At 59.6% G+C, this 15,865-nt stretch carries 16 protein-coding genes and 1 tRNA gene; 12 read left to right on the plus strand and 5 right to left on the minus strand.

Annotated features, from left to right (window positions below; all coding sequences use genetic code 11):
- Positions 1 to 60 precede the first annotated feature (60 nt).
- Complete coding sequence (gene ftsZ, locus ABH15_RS11950) at positions 61 to 1,188, minus strand: cell division protein FtsZ (protein WP_128694614.1); 1,128 nt, start codon at positions 1,186 to 1,188, stop codon at positions 61 to 63.
- Positions 1,189 to 1,203: 15 nt separating this feature from the next.
- Entirely contained in the window at positions 1,204 to 1,383 is a 180-nt protein-coding gene (locus tag ABH15_RS11955) for a ribbon-helix-helix domain-containing protein (RefSeq protein ID WP_128694615.1), read from the minus strand.
- Positions 1,384 to 1,580: 197 nt separating this feature from the next.
- Here ABH15_RS11955 and ABH15_RS11960 point away from each other — a divergent pair, with 197 nt between their 5' ends.
- The 3 genes from ABH15_RS11960 to ABH15_RS11970 all read left to right on the plus strand — a co-directional run bounded on the left by ABH15_RS11960 (position 1,581) and on the right by ABH15_RS11970 (position 4,490).
- Positions 1,581 to 2,579, plus strand: a complete 999-nt coding sequence (locus ABH15_RS11960) for a pyridoxal phosphate-dependent aminotransferase (RefSeq protein ID WP_128694616.1) — start codon at positions 1,581 to 1,583, stop codon at positions 2,577 to 2,579.
- Positions 2,567 to 3,157: an NTP transferase domain-containing protein gene (locus tag ABH15_RS11965; protein WP_128694617.1), complete on the plus strand. Its 591-nt coding sequence runs from the start codon at positions 2,567 to 2,569 to the stop codon at positions 3,155 to 3,157. Before ABH15_RS11960 ends, ABH15_RS11965 begins: the two co-directional genes overlap by 13 nt.
- Before the next feature lie 91 nt (positions 3,158 to 3,248).
- A complete protein-coding gene (locus ABH15_RS11970) occupies positions 3,249 to 4,490 on the plus strand; it encodes an ornithine cyclodeaminase (protein ID WP_128694618.1) in 1,242 nt (413 codons plus the stop codon).
- On the opposite strand, the gene ABH15_RS11975 is transcribed toward ABH15_RS11970, so the two are convergent.
- A complete protein-coding gene (locus ABH15_RS11975) occupies positions 4,480 to 5,466 on the minus strand; it encodes an archaeosine biosynthesis radical SAM protein RaSEA (RefSeq protein ID WP_128694619.1) in 987 nt (328 codons plus the stop codon). The genes ABH15_RS11970 and ABH15_RS11975 overlap by 11 nt on opposite strands.
- A gap of 28 nt (positions 5,467 to 5,494) precedes the next feature.
- On the opposite strand from ABH15_RS11975, the gene ABH15_RS11980 reads away from it, so the two are divergent.
- Positions 5,495 to 6,595, plus strand: a complete 1,101-nt coding sequence (locus ABH15_RS11980; protein WP_128694620.1) for a hypothetical protein — start codon at positions 5,495 to 5,497, stop codon at positions 6,593 to 6,595.
- A gap of 40 nt (positions 6,596 to 6,635) precedes the next feature.
- A tRNA-Ser gene (locus tag ABH15_RS11985) sits at positions 6,636 to 6,720 on the plus strand.
- A gap of 1,070 nt (positions 6,721 to 7,790) precedes the next feature.
- On the opposite strand, the gene ABH15_RS11990 is transcribed toward ABH15_RS11985, so the two are convergent.
- Together ABH15_RS11990 and ABH15_RS11995 are read right to left on the minus strand one after the other, a co-directional pair.
- The gene (locus tag ABH15_RS11990) at positions 7,791 to 8,660 is read right to left on the minus strand and encodes an ATP-dependent 6-phosphofructokinase (RefSeq protein WP_241648107.1); all 870 of its coding nucleotides are present in this window, start codon (positions 8,658 to 8,660) and stop codon (positions 7,791 to 7,793) included.
- A 25-nt stretch (positions 8,661 to 8,685) separates the two neighbouring features.
- Positions 8,686 to 9,897, minus strand: coding sequence for a phosphoglycerate kinase (locus ABH15_RS11995; protein WP_128694621.1), 1,212 nt, complete (start codon positions 9,895 to 9,897; stop codon positions 8,686 to 8,688).
- A 603-nt stretch (positions 9,898 to 10,500) separates the two neighbouring features.
- Here ABH15_RS11995 and ABH15_RS12000 point away from each other — a divergent pair.
- The 7 genes from ABH15_RS12000 to ABH15_RS12030 all read left to right on the plus strand — a co-directional run bounded on the left by ABH15_RS12000 (position 10,501) and on the right by ABH15_RS12030 (position 15,641).
- The gene (locus tag ABH15_RS12000) at positions 10,501 to 10,728 is read left to right on the plus strand and encodes a HypC/HybG/HupF family hydrogenase formation chaperone (RefSeq protein WP_128694622.1); all 228 of its coding nucleotides are present in this window, start codon (positions 10,501 to 10,503) and stop codon (positions 10,726 to 10,728) included.
- The gene (locus tag ABH15_RS12005) at positions 10,728 to 11,066 is read left to right on the plus strand and encodes a hydrogenase maturation nickel metallochaperone HypA/HybF (RefSeq protein WP_128694623.1); all 339 of its coding nucleotides are present in this window, start codon (positions 10,728 to 10,730) and stop codon (positions 11,064 to 11,066) included. The genes ABH15_RS12000 and ABH15_RS12005 overlap by 1 nt, the downstream gene beginning before the upstream one ends.
- A gap of 338 nt (positions 11,067 to 11,404) precedes the next feature.
- The gene (gene hypE / locus ABH15_RS12010; RefSeq protein WP_128694624.1) at positions 11,405 to 12,400 is read left to right on the plus strand and encodes a hydrogenase expression/formation protein HypE; all 996 of its coding nucleotides are present in this window, start codon (positions 11,405 to 11,407) and stop codon (positions 12,398 to 12,400) included.
- Between the two features lie 126 nt (positions 12,401 to 12,526).
- Complete coding sequence (locus tag ABH15_RS12015; protein WP_128694625.1) at positions 12,527 to 12,925, plus strand: GNAT family N-acetyltransferase; 399 nt, start codon at positions 12,527 to 12,529, stop codon at positions 12,923 to 12,925.
- Positions 12,926 to 12,927: 2 nt separating this feature from the next.
- Positions 12,928 to 13,842 (plus strand): DUF2156 domain-containing protein, encoded by a 915-nt coding sequence (locus ABH15_RS12020; protein WP_128694626.1) that lies wholly within the window; start codon positions 12,928 to 12,930, stop codon positions 13,840 to 13,842.
- On the plus strand, positions 13,839 to 15,113 hold the full coding sequence (pyrC, locus tag ABH15_RS12025; RefSeq protein ID WP_128694627.1) for a dihydroorotase: 1,275 nt from the start codon (positions 13,839 to 13,841) through the stop codon (positions 15,111 to 15,113). The genes ABH15_RS12020 and pyrC overlap by 4 nt, the downstream gene beginning before the upstream one ends.
- A 207-nt stretch (positions 15,114 to 15,320) precedes the next feature.
- The gene (locus ABH15_RS12030) at positions 15,321 to 15,641 is read left to right on the plus strand and encodes a DUF167 domain-containing protein (RefSeq protein WP_128694628.1); all 321 of its coding nucleotides are present in this window, start codon (positions 15,321 to 15,323) and stop codon (positions 15,639 to 15,641) included.
- The last annotated feature ends 224 nt before the right edge of the window (positions 15,642 to 15,865 follow it).

The raw sequence follows: 15,865 nt of genomic DNA on the forward strand, positions 1-15,865 counted from the left end.
AGCGGCGCGGCACGGAACGGGCCACCGGTACCACCGGAAAAAGAAATGAGGAGAATATATTCAGAGGAAGTCGATGAGATGTCCGCTGGTCGCGTCCCGTGAAGGGGTGCGGCGTCCGGACGGCGTGGCCTGGCGGTTCACGACGGGTTCGAATGCACGCTGCTGCCCGAGAATCTGTGCACTCTTGACACCGGTCATGATGGCCATGACACGGACGCGGCCTTCGTACTCGCTGTTGACACGCGCTCCCCAGATAACGTCTGCATGCGGGTCGAGCTCGTAGGTGAGGGAACTTGCGATCTCCTCGGCATCCTGGAGCGTCAGATCGTTTCCGCCGGTGATGTGGATGAGGCTACCGGTCGCTCCGCGGTAATCGATGTCGAGGAGCGGGTGGTTCAGGCACTCGTGCACGACGCTCTCCGCCTTGTTCTGCTGCTTGCTCTCACCGACGAGCATCACCGCGACGCCACCCTTGCTCATGATCGCACGGACGTCGGCGTAGTCGATGTTGATGAGCGAGGGCTCGGTGATCGTCTCGCTGATACCCTTAACGGTCTCGGCGATGAGCTGATCCATGACCGAGAAGGCCTGTCCGAGCGGCAGGTTCGGCACGAATTTGATAAGGCGGTTGTTGTCGAGAACGATCACCGAGTCGGCGGCCGCGGCAAGCGCTTCCATGCCTTCCTCGGCCCGGAGAAGCCTCGCCTTCTCGACCTGGAAGGGATAGCTGACCATTCCGACGACGATGGCTCCCTGCTCTTTTGCTATCTGCGCCACGACCGGAGCAGTTCCGGTGCCGGTACCGCCACCCATACCCGCAGTGATGAAGACGAGGTCGGCGTCGGCGAGCAGACCCTCGAGCGTCGGGCGTGCCATCTCTGCAGCCCTTCTCCCGACATCGGGGAACCCGCCGGCACCGAGACCCTTCGTCAGGGATTTGCCCACGAGCACCCTCTTATCAGCCTGGATCATATCCAGGTGCTGCTTGTCGGTGTTGATCGCAATCGTCTCTGCACCGTTGACCTGCATGTGGTATAAACGGTTGATCGTGTTGTTACCGGCACCACCGCACCCGACGATAACAATACGCGGCTGGCCGATCATGTCGTCGCCATCATCGTTCATGGCGTTCTTGGTAAATCTCTCTCGCTCTGCGTGTTTCAAAGCTTCATTAATGATAGTCTGCATAGATTGCATTACCCCCTAAACTTTGAAGGAAACCTGATCGATCTCGCGAAGGACGCGGTTGCCGTGCTTCTCGAGAAGCTCCCGGACGGAATATCGTACAGCCTCCGAAACGGTAGGGAACTCCCCGGCCTCTACCAGTTTCTCAAGCATCTCAACCTGCTGCCTGGGCAATCTGATCGTGATTCGGTCCATCATCGTTATCACTCATATCCGACACATGACAGACAAGAGTCTGCTATTTGTCAGACCACGGTCACCTTATTATCTGACAACATCAGATAAACCCAAATAACATCCCGATGGTATAAAAACTTTTTTAAATTGCTCCAGGAGTTCTCAAAACCGTTTTATGCATTGCAATCTACAATCTACCTGCGATAAGTGCCATCATTATGAGTAAAAAATTTCCGACGAAAGTGGTGCACGGCGGAACCGTGCAGTGGCACAAAAGCCGTGGAAGCGGAGAACTGCTCGATTTTAGTGCAAACATCAATCCGTTCTCCCCCGAAATCGACTGGAAGCCCAACCCTGCAACACTCGCAGACTACCCCGACGACCGGTACGAAACCCTCAAAGGGGTCATCGGGCGGACTTTTTCGCGGAGTCCCGAGGAGATTGCCGTGGGCAACGGATCGGTCGAGCTTATCCGGGCATTCTGCGCGGTCGTTCTCGGCGAAGGCGACGCCGTCTTCCTTGAAAAGCCCACCTTTGGCGAGTACGAACTCGCGGCCCGCATGGCGGGAGCGACGCCCACGCCCGATGAGCAGGCGGCATCGGTGCGCTTCTGCTGCAACCCGAATAACCCGACTGGCTCACTTCGTATGCGCGGCACCGTCACCACGCTTCTCGAAGAGACGGCCGCGACCGGTGCATACCTCTTTCTCGACGAGGCCTTTATAGAACTCTCCGATCCCTGCCAGAGCCTCGTCGATCTCCGGCACGAGAATCTCTTCCTCCTGCGCTCCCTCACAAAATGCTTTGCCGTTCCCGGAATACGATTCGGCTACGGGTTTTCCGACCCCGATCTCATCGAGCAGATCGAGGCGGCACGCCTCCCCTGGACGGTCAACGCATTTGCCGAAGCCTATGCAATCGAGGCGTTCGCACACTACCACGAGCTCGAACACTCACGAGAGTGTATCGCCGGCGAACGCCGATGGCTCTGCGAACGGCTCGGCGAGATGGATCTTCCTTATGGCGAACCGTCCGCAAACTATATCCTCATCGCACTCCCGCTTCCGGCACCGGGCGTCGTGGAGCGGCTCCTGCACCGGGGAATCCTTGTCAGGGACTGCTCGTCGTTCGGGCTTCCGAAGCATATCCGGATCGCGGTCAGAACCCACGAGGAGAACCGACAGCTCATTGAGGCGCTCGAGGCATGCTTGCGCTGATCATGGCCGGGGGGGCCGGCTCGCGCCTCGGGATGGCGGAAAAACCGCTCGTCACCATCGGCACCAGGCCGATGATAGCCTACGTTCTTGACGCCTTCGCATCCGCAGGGCATGAGACACTGGTCGTCACCTCGCCACGGACGCCGGTTACCAAGAACTGGTGTCGTGCAAACGGGATCGAACGATACGACGCCGAAGGCTCCGGATACATCGACGACCTCGAAGAGACGGTACTCGCACTCGATCTCGGCGAACCCCTCTTCACCTGCGTTGCCGACCTCCCGTGCCTGAATGCCCGGATCATCCATACAATAGAAGAGCGCTACCGCACCGCCGGCACGCCGGCCTGCTCGACCTGGGTTCCCCACGACCTCTGCAGGGAGTACGGGTGCAGGACGCAGTATACGGCGATCGTGGACGGCGTGGACGCCTGCCCGGTCGGGATCAATATCGTCGACGGGACGCGTATAGGGAGTGCGCAGGAGGAGGTGGCGGTGCTGATCCGCGATCGACGACTGGCCTTTAATATCAATACCCGCGAGGAGCTCGCCCTGGTACGGTCATACCTCTGCAGATGAAAGATCGCTTCCCGACTTTTCCGCACACGCGGGTTCAACGGCCTGTTTTTTGAGAGAAACACTATTATCGCATCATCACCGACCTATCAGTATGGAGCTCTGCCGGGAAATCGAACTTGAGGGCCATATCATCGATTCCGGCATCATGACCCTCGTATTCGATAAGATCATGGACATGGGCGGGGAGTTTGAGATCCTCACCTTCAACGTAGGAAAACATAAAAAAGACCCGAGCTATGCGCGGCTTCGTATCACCGCCGCCGAAGACCAGCAGCTCGACTCCATCCTCTCCGAGCTGCACCGCCTCGGTGCACGCTCACCCGAGATTAAGGATGTCACCCTCAAACCGGCAGAGGGCGACAGGATTGTTCCGAAGGGCTTTTACTCGACCACCAACCACCCGACGTTCGTCAAGTACCGGGACGAATGGCTCCCGGTCGAGGGGATCGAGATGGACTGTCTCATCGTCGTTCTGGAGGATGCGAAGCGAGCGATCTGCACCCCCCTCTCAAAGCTTAAGGCGGGAGACGCCGTTGTCATCGGTGAGAACGGCGTCCGGGTCGTGTACCCCGAACGCCCCCGGAAAGTAAGCACGTTTGAGTTCATGCACGGCACGGTATCCTCCGAACGGCCGAGCGAGACGATCATCGCCAAGCTCGCACGGGAGATCCTCGCCCTGAAGAAGAAGGGCGGGAAGATCGCCATCGTCGGCGGCCCGGCGATCGTGCATACCGGTGCGGCGGACTCTCTCGCGAAGATGATACGGGAAGGCTACATCGACGTCCTCTTTGCCGGCAATGCCCTTGCAACCCACGACATCGAGTACAACCTCTTCGGCACGTCGCTCGGCATGGATCTCAAGACCGGGACGCTCGTCACGGGCGGCCACAAGCACCACATCTATGCCATCAGCGAGATCATGCGTGCCGGTTCGATCAAGAACGCGGTCGACCTCGGTATCGTCACCGGCGGAATCATGTACGAGTGCGTGAAGAACGGCGTTCCGTTCGTGCTTGCAGGTTCCATCAGGGACGACGGCCCTCTTCCCGACGTCATCACCGACGCCATGGAGGCGCAGGATGCCATGCGGGAACTCATTCAAAAAGATGTCGGGATGGTCCTGATGATCGGGACACTACTCCACTCGGTCGCCGTAGGGAACTGCCTCCCCTCCTACGTCAAGACCATCTGTGTCGATATCAATCCCGCATCCGTCACCAAGCTGATGGACCGCGGCACGATGCAGGCGGTCGGCGTGGTGAGCGATGCGGGTGCGTTCCTGCCCCTGCTCGCCAAGCAGCTCGACGAACAGAGTAGTTCATCTACCGCGTAAGCGGCATGCAGTAGGGGCGCTCCTCCCGGAGCACGAACTCCCACTCCTGCTTGCAGGCGCAGTCCTCTTCTGCGAGAACCCGAAGGAGTTCCTTATCCCCGGTGAGCGAGTACTCGCCGATTCCCTTCACAATCGGGCGGTCGCAGGCACCGCAGTTATGCGGCCCCCGCATCTGCCCGCCGCCGACAGGGTCGCAGAGGATGTGAACGGGCGAGCGGATCAGCACGTCAAGAGCGCTCCAGAGATACGGCGGGCGATAGGCGTTCTGTTTCCAGAGCCGCTCCACGTCGGTTCTGGTCTGGACGGTGCAGAGGTTCATCGAGATCATATCGGCAACAGGCGAGACCTCTTCTATCGAGCGCAGCATATCATCCCGCGCCTCGGCTTCGGTCAGGAACGGGGGCTTCATCATCAGGTAGGCCTTAACGCCCGCCCCGGCGCGACGGGCGGTTGAAGCCGCCTGCAGGAAATCGGCGTAGGTAAAACCCTTATCGATGCTCTTCTCCCGGATAGCGTCGTTCGTGGTCTCAAGGCCCATCGCAACATGAAGAGGGGTAGACCAGGTGCCGTCGTCGATACAGGCGACGAACTCCGCCAGGCTATCCTCGCTCACGTACTCCGGCCTTGTCTCCGCAACGACCAGCTTGCCGCGGAACGCCAGGCCGGCGGCAGTCAGCACCGCCGGAGGGACCTCCGCAGGGTCGAAGAAACTCCCCGAGGTGAAGATCTTCACCATCTGGTAGTCGTCATCGGCGAACGACTCTTTCACCCAGGCGATCTGCCCGAGGAGACGGTCGACAAGTTCGCTTTCGGAGAGCGGCGGGTAGCGTTCGTGACGGTATCCGCACATCAGGCACCGGTTCCAGGAACAGCCCGCCGTCCTGAAGATGACGGTCACCGTTTCGAGAACCTGTCCATCGTAGAGGTCTTTTCCCCGCCAACAGGCCAGAGGTTTCAGAGCACTTTTGGATATCATTAACACCATACCAGTTCATTCTATGATTATGAAAAGGATCGCATGGCTATCACTCATAAGCATGCTGCTGATCGTGGGCACCGCATCGGCGGCATACATCGGCATCAGCGCGCCCGATCGTGTCGAGGCAGGCGCCCCGCTCATTGTGACGGGAACCACGATGCCCGAAGGCCTGACGAAGCCGTCGCTCAATCCGGGCTTCTCGACAGATGTCGTCCTCTACTACGCGGTCGGAACAAAACAGGAGGTTGCACGAAACACCATCGTCATCCAGCAGGACGGGACGTTCAGAACGACGTTCGAGACGGCGGGACTCCGGAGCGGCCAGTACACCGTCGAGATCATCGACCCGACAAAGACGACCTTCGGCGGGAGCTCCACCACCCTGCAGTTCGTTACCATCGTCAATAGAGCCGAGGAGATTAAGCTCACCGCACCCACCACCCAGATCTACGACGGCACCCTGAACCTCGCCGGCTCGGTCCCGGCCCTCGGAGATGCAGGCATCCAGATCGAGGTCAGCCACGAAGCAGCAACGGCTTTTGGTCCCGCGTACATCAAGACCGACAAGAACGGGGCTTTCTCGCTCGAAGTTCCCATCTCGGAGGGCGGGACATACCGGGTGCAGTATGCCGACTATAAAGGGTTCATCACCGCCGTCGACTACACCGTCACCGGAGGCTTCGTGAACCCCACAGGCCCTACGCCGACGATACTCCCCGATGCCATGACCGCCTCTGCCGGCGCCTCGCGTGACTCCCCTGCATACTTCGTCATCGATACGAAACCAGGACAGGTAACAGTCACCACCTCGCCCGGCATCGACTGGGTGATCGAGTACGCCGATGAAGACCAGGCCACCCATAAGGTAAACAATAAAGGCCTCGTCGAGGGAGAAGAAGCCTCGTTCACCACCCGGGGCGGCGTGGTCTACGTCAAGGTATATCCCATGAGTTATACGGACAGCGGCACCGTCCGCCTCACGGTCGAGAACGCAGAGACCGTTCAGGCAAGCCAGACGGTACCGCCGGTCTTCGGTGACGTCCCGACGACGACGCAAGCGACCCCGATACCCGTGGCGCTCGGTATCTTCGCCCTGCTCATCCTGCTTGTGATCAGGCAGCGGTGACCAATCTATTTTTACCCGGAGAACCCACACTATAAGGCGAGCCGGGATAGTCTAGTCCGGAAAGGCGGTGGCCTTGAAAGCCTCTGGTGCTCGGCACCTCGGGAGTTCAAATCTCCCTCCCGGCGTTCTTACTTTTGTGCATGTTCACTGTTTCAGAGCGGAGCCGCCGGCACCCCGCATACCTTCCTGTTTGAATACGACGTGACTGTTGCCCGCCGCGACACGTTTCCGCAGACACGCTCCCTCATACAGCTGAAGCGCCGCGATCCGATAGCGGGGTCACGTCAGGTCACGGACAATAAGAATGCTGTTCGGATCACGAATACAGAGAACAACGCCGTCCGCCACCGCGCCTCTGACGCCTCCGGCGGACGGCGTACCAGTGCTCGGATGAGGGAAAACATGCACATCCCCATCCCGGAAAAGGCTCGTTTGATGCTATTTTCCGGTTTTTAACCCAGATCCCTGAAGGCTGAATTTAGTCGGGAGATTTCGCGGAGGATATCGACCTGATTCCCGAAATACTGGAGATACTTAGAGTTACAACGGCAATATGAGGGGCAGTACGTTCTGGAGGATAGATCCCCCGCCTCACTCCGGGATCAGCCGTCTGTGGGCTTCTATGAGGGTCGGTTTTCCGGCGGATTCTCCCGGAACTGCTGGGATATAAGCGTTGCTGAGCCTGAGCGACGGGCAGGAGACGCTCCTCACGACGCGAGGCCGTGTCGGCCGGGTGAGGGCGCAGGCGTACCGGATATCGAGAGGAACCGGTGCAAGGATTGGAAACTTCCTGCCGGAGCATAGCCGCCGATGCCCGAAAAGGAAGGCCTGGTATCTCCCGCCTCTTGATCAGGAGCAGTAAGCGCACCCCGACCGTTTTCCGGCCTTCCTCATTATGGCGAGGGCTATACCTGCCAGAACGACCAGCCCCAGCCCTATAATAACGATCTTCATCACCCTCACATGCACTCCCTCCACAATTGAGAGATCTTTCCAATCAGGTTCATTTCAGGCCTCCGTGCCTATCCTCCATGCCCGCACCTGGGGGCGGCAGCATCGGCACCACGGTGCATAAACCTTGCGGGCACCATTCACTCCTACTCGGAGAGGAGCGGGAATATACTCATCAGGCCAGGATCGAGCGGTTTTTTCTTCTGCCAGGCCTCTTCAAGCGGCGTATAAGTAACCTCTCCCCTCACCTCTCCGGCCATGCACCCGCTCCGGCCTTCGAGGAGTGCCGTAACGGCCGCAACACCGAGCTTGCTGCCGAGCACGCGGTCACGTACCGTAGGCGGCCCCCCCGCTGGAGGTGCCCGAGAACGACGACACGTGACTCGAACTCGAGATACTCCCGGAGGGATTCGGCTATCTCAAAGGATCTCCCCGGCCGGTCGCCTTCAGCCACGACAACGATCGCGCTCTTCTTGCCGATGGCAAGCCCCTCTTCAAGTCGGGCGGCTATCTTTGCAAGCGCTATCGATTCTTCGGGGATAATCAGCTCCTCAGCACCGCCGGCAATACCGCTCTCGAGCGCAAGGTAGCCGCTCTCCCGGCCCATCACCTCGACAAAGAAGAGGCGATCGTGCGACCGTGCCGTATCACGGATCCGATCGATTGCATTGAGGGCGCAGTTCGCGGCAGTATCGAACCCGATGCAGTAGTCGGTACCGTAGACGTCGTTGTCGATGCTCGCCGGCACCCCGATAAGCGCTACCCCCCACTCTTCGGCGAGAATGCTTCCGCCGTGGAAAGTCCCGTCGCCCCCGATCAGGAGCAGCCCGTCCAGCTCCGCCTGTTGAACGGTCTCTGCAGCCTTTGCCCTCCCTTCCCGGGTTTGAAACTCCGGGGAGCGGGACGTCTCGAGAATCGTTCCGCCGAGGTGGATGGTGTTCCGGATCGCCGTCCGGTCGAGCGGCATCGTCTCGCCCTCAATAAGCCCGGCATACCCTCTGCGTACCCCGACCACCTCCACCCCGCCTGCAAGCCCGGTGCGCACCGCAGCCCGGATACAGGCATTCATACCCGGCGCATCACCGCCGCTCGTCAGTACGCCTATCCGCTTCATCGAGATTCCCCGAAATGCCGGACGATCAGGCTCGCTTCTCCATGAGCTCCGGCATCGCATCCTGGAGCGCCTCGACCCCGGGCAACGGTTTTCCCGCAAGGAGTTCCAGTACGGCTCCGCCGCCCGTCGATATATGCGAGATCCGATCCGCAAACCCAAACCGCTCGACCGCCTCGATAGTCGAACCGCCACCGACTGCCGTGGTTCCCCGGATCGAGGCAATAGCCTCCGCGACCTGCCGGGTTCCCGTTGCAAACTCGGGGATCTCAAAGATACCCATGGGTCCGTTCCAGATGGCGGTACGGCAGCGGGAGAGCGCCTCCGAAAAGTCATGAACCGTCTCCGGTCCGATATCGGCAATGCGGCATCCCTCCGGAATCGCGGTTATCGGAACGGTGCGTGTCTTTGCGCCCGCCTCCAGCAGATCGGCCACGACGACGTCGCGCGGGAGGAGGAGGGTGACCGGCAGCGATTCGGCCTTCTTCTCGATCTGCCGGACCGAATCGAGCTGATCCGCTTCCACACGCGATGCTCCGACGCGGAATCCCTCACTCGTGATGAAGGTGGATGCCATGCCTCCCCCGATGATCAACAGATCCACCTTCGTGATGACATTCTCAAGGACAGCGAGTTTGTCGCTCACTTTCGCACCGCCGATAACCGCAGCAAACGGCCGCTCTGGGTGTTCGAGAAGATCTGCAAAGAGATCGAGCTCCCGCTGCAGGAGCAGCCCCGCCACCGCAGGCAGGTAGTTCGGAACGCCGACCACCGATGCCTGGACACGGTGGGAGACTCCGAAAGCATCGTTGACGTACACGTCGGCAAGACGTGCAAGATCTCTGGCAAACCCGGGGTCGTTTGCTTTCTCTCCCTTGTGGAACCGGAGATTCTCGAGCAGCACGACATCCCCGTTTCTCATGCCGGAGACAGCTGCCTCGACCTCCGGCCCGACACAGTCGCGGAGCGCCGCGACGGGTTTATCCAGCAACTCGGAGAGGCGTTCGGCGACCGGGGCGAGTCGGAGAGAGTCCACCGCCTTTCCACCCGGCCGGCCGAGGTGAGAACAGAGAATGATCCGTGCATTCCTCTCGAGCAGGTAACGTATCGTCGGCAGTGTTGCACGTATCCGGGTATCATCGGAGATAGCCCCGCTGCTGTCCAGCGGGACGTTGTAATCGACCCGGATAAGTAAACGCTTTCCATGCACATCGATATCCTGTATGGATTTTTTCCTCATTTTCACCACTCCCGGCATGTTGTTCGCCCCCGGCGGGACGAGGAAGCGTCCGACATCTGCATCCGCATCATATACTACAGATCCGTGCCGTAGCCACGGATACCGACATCAGCCACTGGTTCTTCGGGATGCGCCCCGTAGCATATAATGCTGTTGCTCACAGATCGTCCGGGACAAAAGACGGTGATCCGGATACCCCCTCTCACTTCGCAAAAGAACTTCTGCCGGGATTTCAGCAAAAGACCTGCAGAAACGGACTTTGCAGGGCACCTCCTGCAACGGTCCGAACGCCCGTCCAAGGCCGTCGATGTGGATCGAAATCCGGCAACGTCCGCATCCCGCGCCGCACCTGTACACCACACGGGGAGGCTGCCCAAACAGAACCTGCCCGGCAGAAAAATGAAACATTGTGCCCCGGGATCGACCCCGGCGGTCTCGCGCATACTTTTTTTACGTGACGGAACGAAACGTACGTATACCGGAAAGCGAAAAGCTCGAGGACGGTACGCCGCATCACCACAGGATTGCGCCCATCCCTTTTCAGGTAGCAGTATACATCGCCATCGGGCCCGGTCAACCGGATATAACGAGGAGTGAAGAGACATGTGCATCGCAATGCCCGCTGAAGTACTGGAGATCAAGGACGAGAATATCGGGGTCGTGGACTTCGGCGACCTGCGGCAGGAAGTCAGGCTCGATCTCGTGGACGTGGAGGTCGGCGAGTTCGTGCTGGTTCACGTCGGGTTTGCAATTCAGAAACTCTCGAGAGAGGAAGGGCTCGAGACCCGTGAGATCTTCCGGCAGGTTCATGCAGCGATGATGGAGGAGTAATGCACGAGTACAGCATTGCCCACGACATCTACGCGACCGCACGCCGCGCTGCCCTCGAGAACAAAGCAGACCAGGTGAAATGCGTCCACATCGATTTCGGCGAGATGGCAATGGTGAACCCGGAGCAGGTGAAGTTTCTCTTCGAGGTTATCATCGAGGAGGATCCGCTCTTTGCCGGGGCGACGCTCGACTGCCGGAACGTCGCGATCAGATCCCGTTGCGCCTGCGGATACGAAGGGAACGAGCGGTTCGTCTGTCCGGAATGCGGGAAACTTCCCGAGATCGTCGACGGCAGGGAAGTCGTCGTCACTAACATCGAGATTGAAGTCGCGGACTGAAAGGCGCGGCTCAGCAGGGCAGGATACGGATCCTTTTTCAGACACTCTTCTTCTCTGCAGGGAGCAACTCATATCGGGCAGCGGATGCCACTCTGCGACGCGCATATGCTGCACTGTCCGGCCTAGCTCTTCCCGGCGGATCTCCGATTGCCGTTTTTCCATCATAGCCCGCGGAGCACGCCGCCGCGCAGTACCGGGACACTGACCGCTCCGAAGAAGAGATACTTTATGGGGTGCCGGATCAAACGTACTAAGAATCAGTCATACTTCCGGACTTCTATCGAGGATCCGGTTCAGATCGAATATTCGGAATTATTTCTCAGAGAAGTGGATGCACGATGAAAGTTAACCTCATGCACGGAGCCGGTGGAGAGGTGATGGGCGAACTCCTCAGGACCATTACCAATCTGAAAAATAACAACGCCGGTGGAATCGGGCTCGAATCACTGGATGACGGTGCAGTGATCCCCATTAACGGCCAGAACATCGTTTTTACTACCGACAGCCATGTCGTCTCCCCGATATTCTTCCCGGGCGGCGACATCGGCAGGATCGCCGTCTGCGGAACCATCAACGATCTTGCCATGATGGGGGGGAGGCCTATCGCACTTTCGTGCGGGATGATCATACCGGAGGGATTCGAGATCGCCGACCTCGAGCGGATCGTTGCGTCGATGGATGCCGCCCTCGGAGAATGCGGTGCAAGCCTTGTCACCGGCGATACCAAAGTGCTCGAGCGAAGCGCCCTTGATACCATCATCGTCAACACCGCCGGAATAGGCATCGTTGAGCGGCCCGTGCGTGATAACGGACTTGCCATCGGCGACCGCATCATCGTCAGCGGCACCCTCGGCGATCACGGCGTCGCCATTATGGCGCACCGGGAAGGATTCGAGTTCGGAGACCAGATCCGCTCGGACGTATCGCCGCTCTGGTCGCTCGTCGAGAGTGCGATGGCGGCGGGAGAGATCCATGCGATGAAGGATCCCACGCGGGGCGGGTTTGCAAACGCCATCAACGAGATGGCCAGAAAGAGCGGGCACGGCGTCGTCATCGAGGAGGAATCGCTTCCGCTTCGGAAGAGTGTCAGGAGTGCGGCAGGCATGCTCGGCATCGACCCGCTCGAAGTGGCGAACGAAGGGAAGGTGATCCTCGGCGTGAAACCGGAGGACGCCGAGGCTGTTCTCGAAGCAATCCGTTCACACCCCTACGGTCGGGACGCCGCTATCGTCGGCACCGTCGTCGAGGGGTCGAATGTCGTTATGAAGACCGCCATAGGGGGAGAGCGGTTCATCGAGCCGCCGATCGGCGACCCCGTTCCAAGAGTCTGTTAGAGCGATACCCGCAGATACCCTTTTTGAGTTGCCGTGCCGTAACCCTGCGAATCGGACAGGAATGATAGAGCTGCAGACGGGGGGAGAAATACGGATATAAAGCAGGGAACAGGGATCGAGATACGGATGGTGAACACCTGGGACGAAGAGGTGATCGCCGATCTCTATCGCGCAGGAGGATGGTGGAACGAACGGTGGGATCCGGCCGGGCTCGACGCCCTCGTTCGGGGGAGCTTTGCCTTCGCCGTCGCCGTCGAGAGAGAGAGCGGCCGGGCGGTCGGCATGGGCCGGGTCATCTCGGACGGGGTCTCCGACGGATATATTCAGGATCTCGTCGTCCTGCCCGACTACCGCGGACGGGGCATCGGGAAGATGCTTGTTGCAGCGCTGCTCGAGCAGTGCAAAACTGCGGGTCTCGGATGGATAGGGCTGATCGCCGAGCCCGGAACAGAAGAATTTTATCAGCCGATGGGCTTTTCGAGACTCGAAGGCTTCGTCCCCATGCGATATTACGGAGAGCAGTGAAGATGCTGTCACTGGATGATTTCAAACCGGTTACCCTGGATGACAGGGACACATTTACGAAACAGTACGCACTGTACCCGCAGGTACACAGCGATAATACGTTTGCAAACATGGTCTGCTGGAACCACTATGCGGACTACCGCTACGCCTGCATCGGCGATGCGATTATCATCTCGAGCACGATCGACGGCGAGACGACGTTCCGCCCGCCGATAGGCCCAAAGAATCCCGATCTCCTCCGTGAAGTGCTGGAACTTGCCGCATCGGCAGGCGGCAGAAACCCGCTCATCTCGCTCGACCCGGACTCGACGGCATGGATACAGACGCTCTACCCGGATCTTCTCCTGCACCCGGATCGGGACTTCTTCGATTACATCTACCGCGCCGAGGATCTCGCCGAACTCCCCGGCGGTGAGTACCTCTCCATACGCCGGAACCTCAACAAGTTCCGGCGCGAATTTTCGTATACGACCGATGCGATCACGCCGGATACTATTGATGAGGTACTTGAGTTCCTCATCGAGTGGTGCGAGTGGAAGGACTGCGACTCGGTTCCCATCCTCGCCTACGAAAAAGACGCCATCCTCTATGCCATGGAACACTTCTTCGATCTGGAGCTCCGCGGCACTATTATCAGGGTCGGAGAGAATATCGGCGCAATATCGGTGGTGGGACGGCTGAACGAGAATACCGCGGTGGTGCACTTCGAAAAGGCGCTGCCCGACGTGTACCGGGGCATCTATCGTGCGATCAACGCCGAGACCGCGGCCGGCCTCGTGAACGAGTACCTCTGCATCGACCGGGAATGCGACATGGGGGTTCCGGGACTCCGGGAGGCGAAGATGCGGTACAAACCCGACCATATGGTCGAGGTGCACTACGTGCAGAAAGACGACCTGAAGGCGAGCCTCTCATGACCCGACCGGTCGATCTCCTCCTCGAGAATGTGACGCTCCCGGACGGGCGGATCGCCGATGTAGCCATCGATCGCGGGATCGTGAGGCACGTCGGGGCGCCGCTCAGGGCGTACGAATCCGTCGACTGCAGCCGTCTGATCTGCATGCCTGGAGCGATCGATATGCACGTCCATATGCGGGGCGGAGAGCAGGCGTACAAAGAGGACTTTGCCAGCGGCACGGCAAGCGCCGTCGCCGGCGGGGTGACGGTCGTCGTCGATCAGCCGAACACCATCCCTCCCCTCACCACCGGAGAGCGCATCACCGCGCGGATACGGGATGCGGCGGAGCATGCCGTCTGCGGTTTTGCGGTGAACGCCGGCGTCACGGCGGATGCGGATCTCGAGGGGATGTGGCGTGCGGGCGCACTTGCTTTCGGGGAGACGTTTGCAGCTCCCTCGAGCTACGGCGAGGCGCTTTCGCCCGAGGAACTCAGCGGTGCCCTCCAGCGGATTGCCCGGATCGGTGGAGTCGCCACAATCCACGCAGAGGAGATCGTTTCCGGAAAACTGCCGCAGACCCTCGCCGATCACGACCGGATGCGTCCGGCGGACGGGGAGGCGCGTGCGGTCGCGATCGTCGGCGGGCTTGCACCCCCCGGGTCACGGATCCACTTCTGCCACCTGAGCACCGCCGCGGCCGTCAAGACCGCACGAGGCTCGGTCGAGGTGACGCCGCACCACCTCTTTCTCTCCCGCGAACGGTTCGACCCGGAGGATGCGGCCGGGAAGGTAAACCCCCCGCTTCGGAGCGAGACCGACCGGCGGCATCTCTGGTCGTGCTGGGAGAAGATCGATGTCGTTGCATCCGATCATGCCCCGCATACGGCGGAGGAGAAGCGCCGCGCTCTCGCCGAAGCACCGTCTGGGATTCCCGGCGTCGAGACGATGGCTCCCCTGCTCATGGCAGCGGTGCAGAAACGGGAGATCTCGCGGATCTCGGTGATGGAAAAGACGTCCTGGACACCGGCAGTCCTCCTCGGCATCCCGGTCGCCGGGTTTGCCCCCGGCGATCGGGCAGACTACGCCCTGTATCCCCGTGAGATCGCGAGCGTCGATCCGGACGCCCTGCACTCCCGCGCCGGGTGGTCGCCGTACGCGGGCTATGAAGCGGTCTTCCCGGTGGAGGTTATCATGCAGGGAGTTCGCGCATATAAAGACGGCGACCACCTGGCCGCACTCCCACGGTGGTACCCCGGGGATGGATATAATATCCCGGAGAACAAATACTAGTCTGCCGATACAGCGCACTTTATAGGTCCCCGTGTGATCATCTGGCGAGATGCCCGGATATGAACCTCGGGACAACCCAGGTGCGCGACAGGCAACGCCCGGCATAGGGTTAAAAAGCGGGTGAGGTACGGCACCAGCCACCGGTGATCTCTGCTTGTTAGTGTCGGGCGACACTTCTGATTATCCTCTTGAGAGAGCCGTGGTCCTATGAATTCCTTTGCAGAAGCCGTAACAGAGACCGATAGCGGGGTACGTATCGCACTCGACGTCTCGGCCGGTGCGAAGAAGAATGCTTTTCCTGCAGGATACAACGAATGGCGAAAGAGCATCCGCTGTCAGATAGCAGCTCCTGCCGTGGGCGGAAAAGCGAATCGGGCGATCATCGCCCTCGTCGCAGAAACCCTCAGCGTGCCGCGCACCTCCGTGACGATTGCATCGGGAGCCGCATCATCTACAAAGACTCTTCTTATCGCGGGTCTGCAGCGTCCGACAGTTCTGGCAGCCCTGGAGTCAGCCGAAAAACAGTAGAAATCCAGGTCTCGGACTGGAATGGCCGCCATTCACCACGCTGCATTAAAACACCAATATAATTCAGCAATAATCTAAATAACTGGCGGATATTCGAGGAATCCGCATTTCATCTCAGGATGGATTCATGATATGGCTGCCACTTAATTTAAGTAATTTCACTATAGATATATAGCTTGACCTATGTTCAGGCTTATGAATGTTTGCATGACATATGGCGATTA

The sequence above is a fragment of the Methanoculleus taiwanensis genome (assembly GCF_004102725.1).
In the GTDB taxonomy this organism is placed as follows: Archaea; Halobacteriota; Methanomicrobia; order Methanomicrobiales; family Methanoculleaceae; genus Methanoculleus_A; species Methanoculleus_A taiwanensis.

What these genes read in the sequence shown, in the direction of transcription:
- ABH15_RS12020 (WP_128694626.1), top strand. Translation starts at nt 12,928, where the DNA reads ATGCTGTCACTGGATGATTTCAAACCGGTTACCCTGGATGACAGGGAC.
- ABH15_RS12000 (WP_128694622.1), top strand. Translation starts at nt 10,501, where the DNA reads ATGTGCATCGCAATGCCCGCTGAAGTACTGGAGATCAAGGACGAGAAT.
- pyrC (WP_128694627.1), top strand. Translation starts at nt 13,839, where the DNA reads ATGACCCGACCGGTCGATCTCCTCCTCGAGAATGTGACGCTCCCGGAC.
- ABH15_RS11980 (WP_128694620.1), top strand. Translation starts at nt 5,495, where the DNA reads ATGAAAAGGATCGCATGGCTATCACTCATAAGCATGCTGCTGATCGTG.
- ABH15_RS11960 (WP_128694616.1), top strand. Translation starts at nt 1,581, where the DNA reads ATGAGTAAAAAATTTCCGACGAAAGTGGTGCACGGCGGAACCGTGCAG.
- ABH15_RS11975 (WP_128694619.1), bottom strand. Translation starts at nt 5,466, where the DNA reads ATGATATCCAAAAGTGCTCTGAAACCTCTGGCCTGTTGGCGGGGAAAA.
- ABH15_RS12030 (WP_128694628.1), top strand. Translation starts at nt 15,321, where the DNA reads ATGAATTCCTTTGCAGAAGCCGTAACAGAGACCGATAGCGGGGTACGT.
- ABH15_RS12005 (WP_128694623.1), top strand. Translation starts at nt 10,728, where the DNA reads ATGCACGAGTACAGCATTGCCCACGACATCTACGCGACCGCACGCCGC.
- ABH15_RS12015 (WP_128694625.1), top strand. Translation starts at nt 12,527, where the DNA reads ATGGTGAACACCTGGGACGAAGAGGTGATCGCCGATCTCTATCGCGCA.
- ABH15_RS11990 (WP_241648107.1), bottom strand. Translation starts at nt 8,660, where the DNA reads ATGAAGCGGATAGGCGTACTGACGAGCGGCGGTGATGCGCCGGGTATG.
- ABH15_RS11965 (WP_128694617.1), top strand. Translation starts at nt 2,567, where the DNA reads ATGCTTGCGCTGATCATGGCCGGGGGGGCCGGCTCGCGCCTCGGGATG.
- ABH15_RS11995 (WP_128694621.1), bottom strand. Translation starts at nt 9,897, where the DNA reads ATGAGGAAAAAATCCATACAGGATATCGATGTGCATGGAAAGCGTTTA.
- ftsZ (WP_128694614.1), bottom strand. Translation starts at nt 1,188, where the DNA reads ATGCAGACTATCATTAATGAAGCTTTGAAACACGCAGAGCGAGAGAGA.
- ABH15_RS11955 (WP_128694615.1), bottom strand. Translation starts at nt 1,383, where the DNA reads ATGATGGACCGAATCACGATCAGATTGCCCAGGCAGCAGGTTGAGATG.
- ABH15_RS11970 (WP_128694618.1), top strand. Translation starts at nt 3,249, where the DNA reads ATGGAGCTCTGCCGGGAAATCGAACTTGAGGGCCATATCATCGATTCC.
- hypE (WP_128694624.1), top strand. Translation starts at nt 11,405, where the DNA reads ATGAAAGTTAACCTCATGCACGGAGCCGGTGGAGAGGTGATGGGCGAA.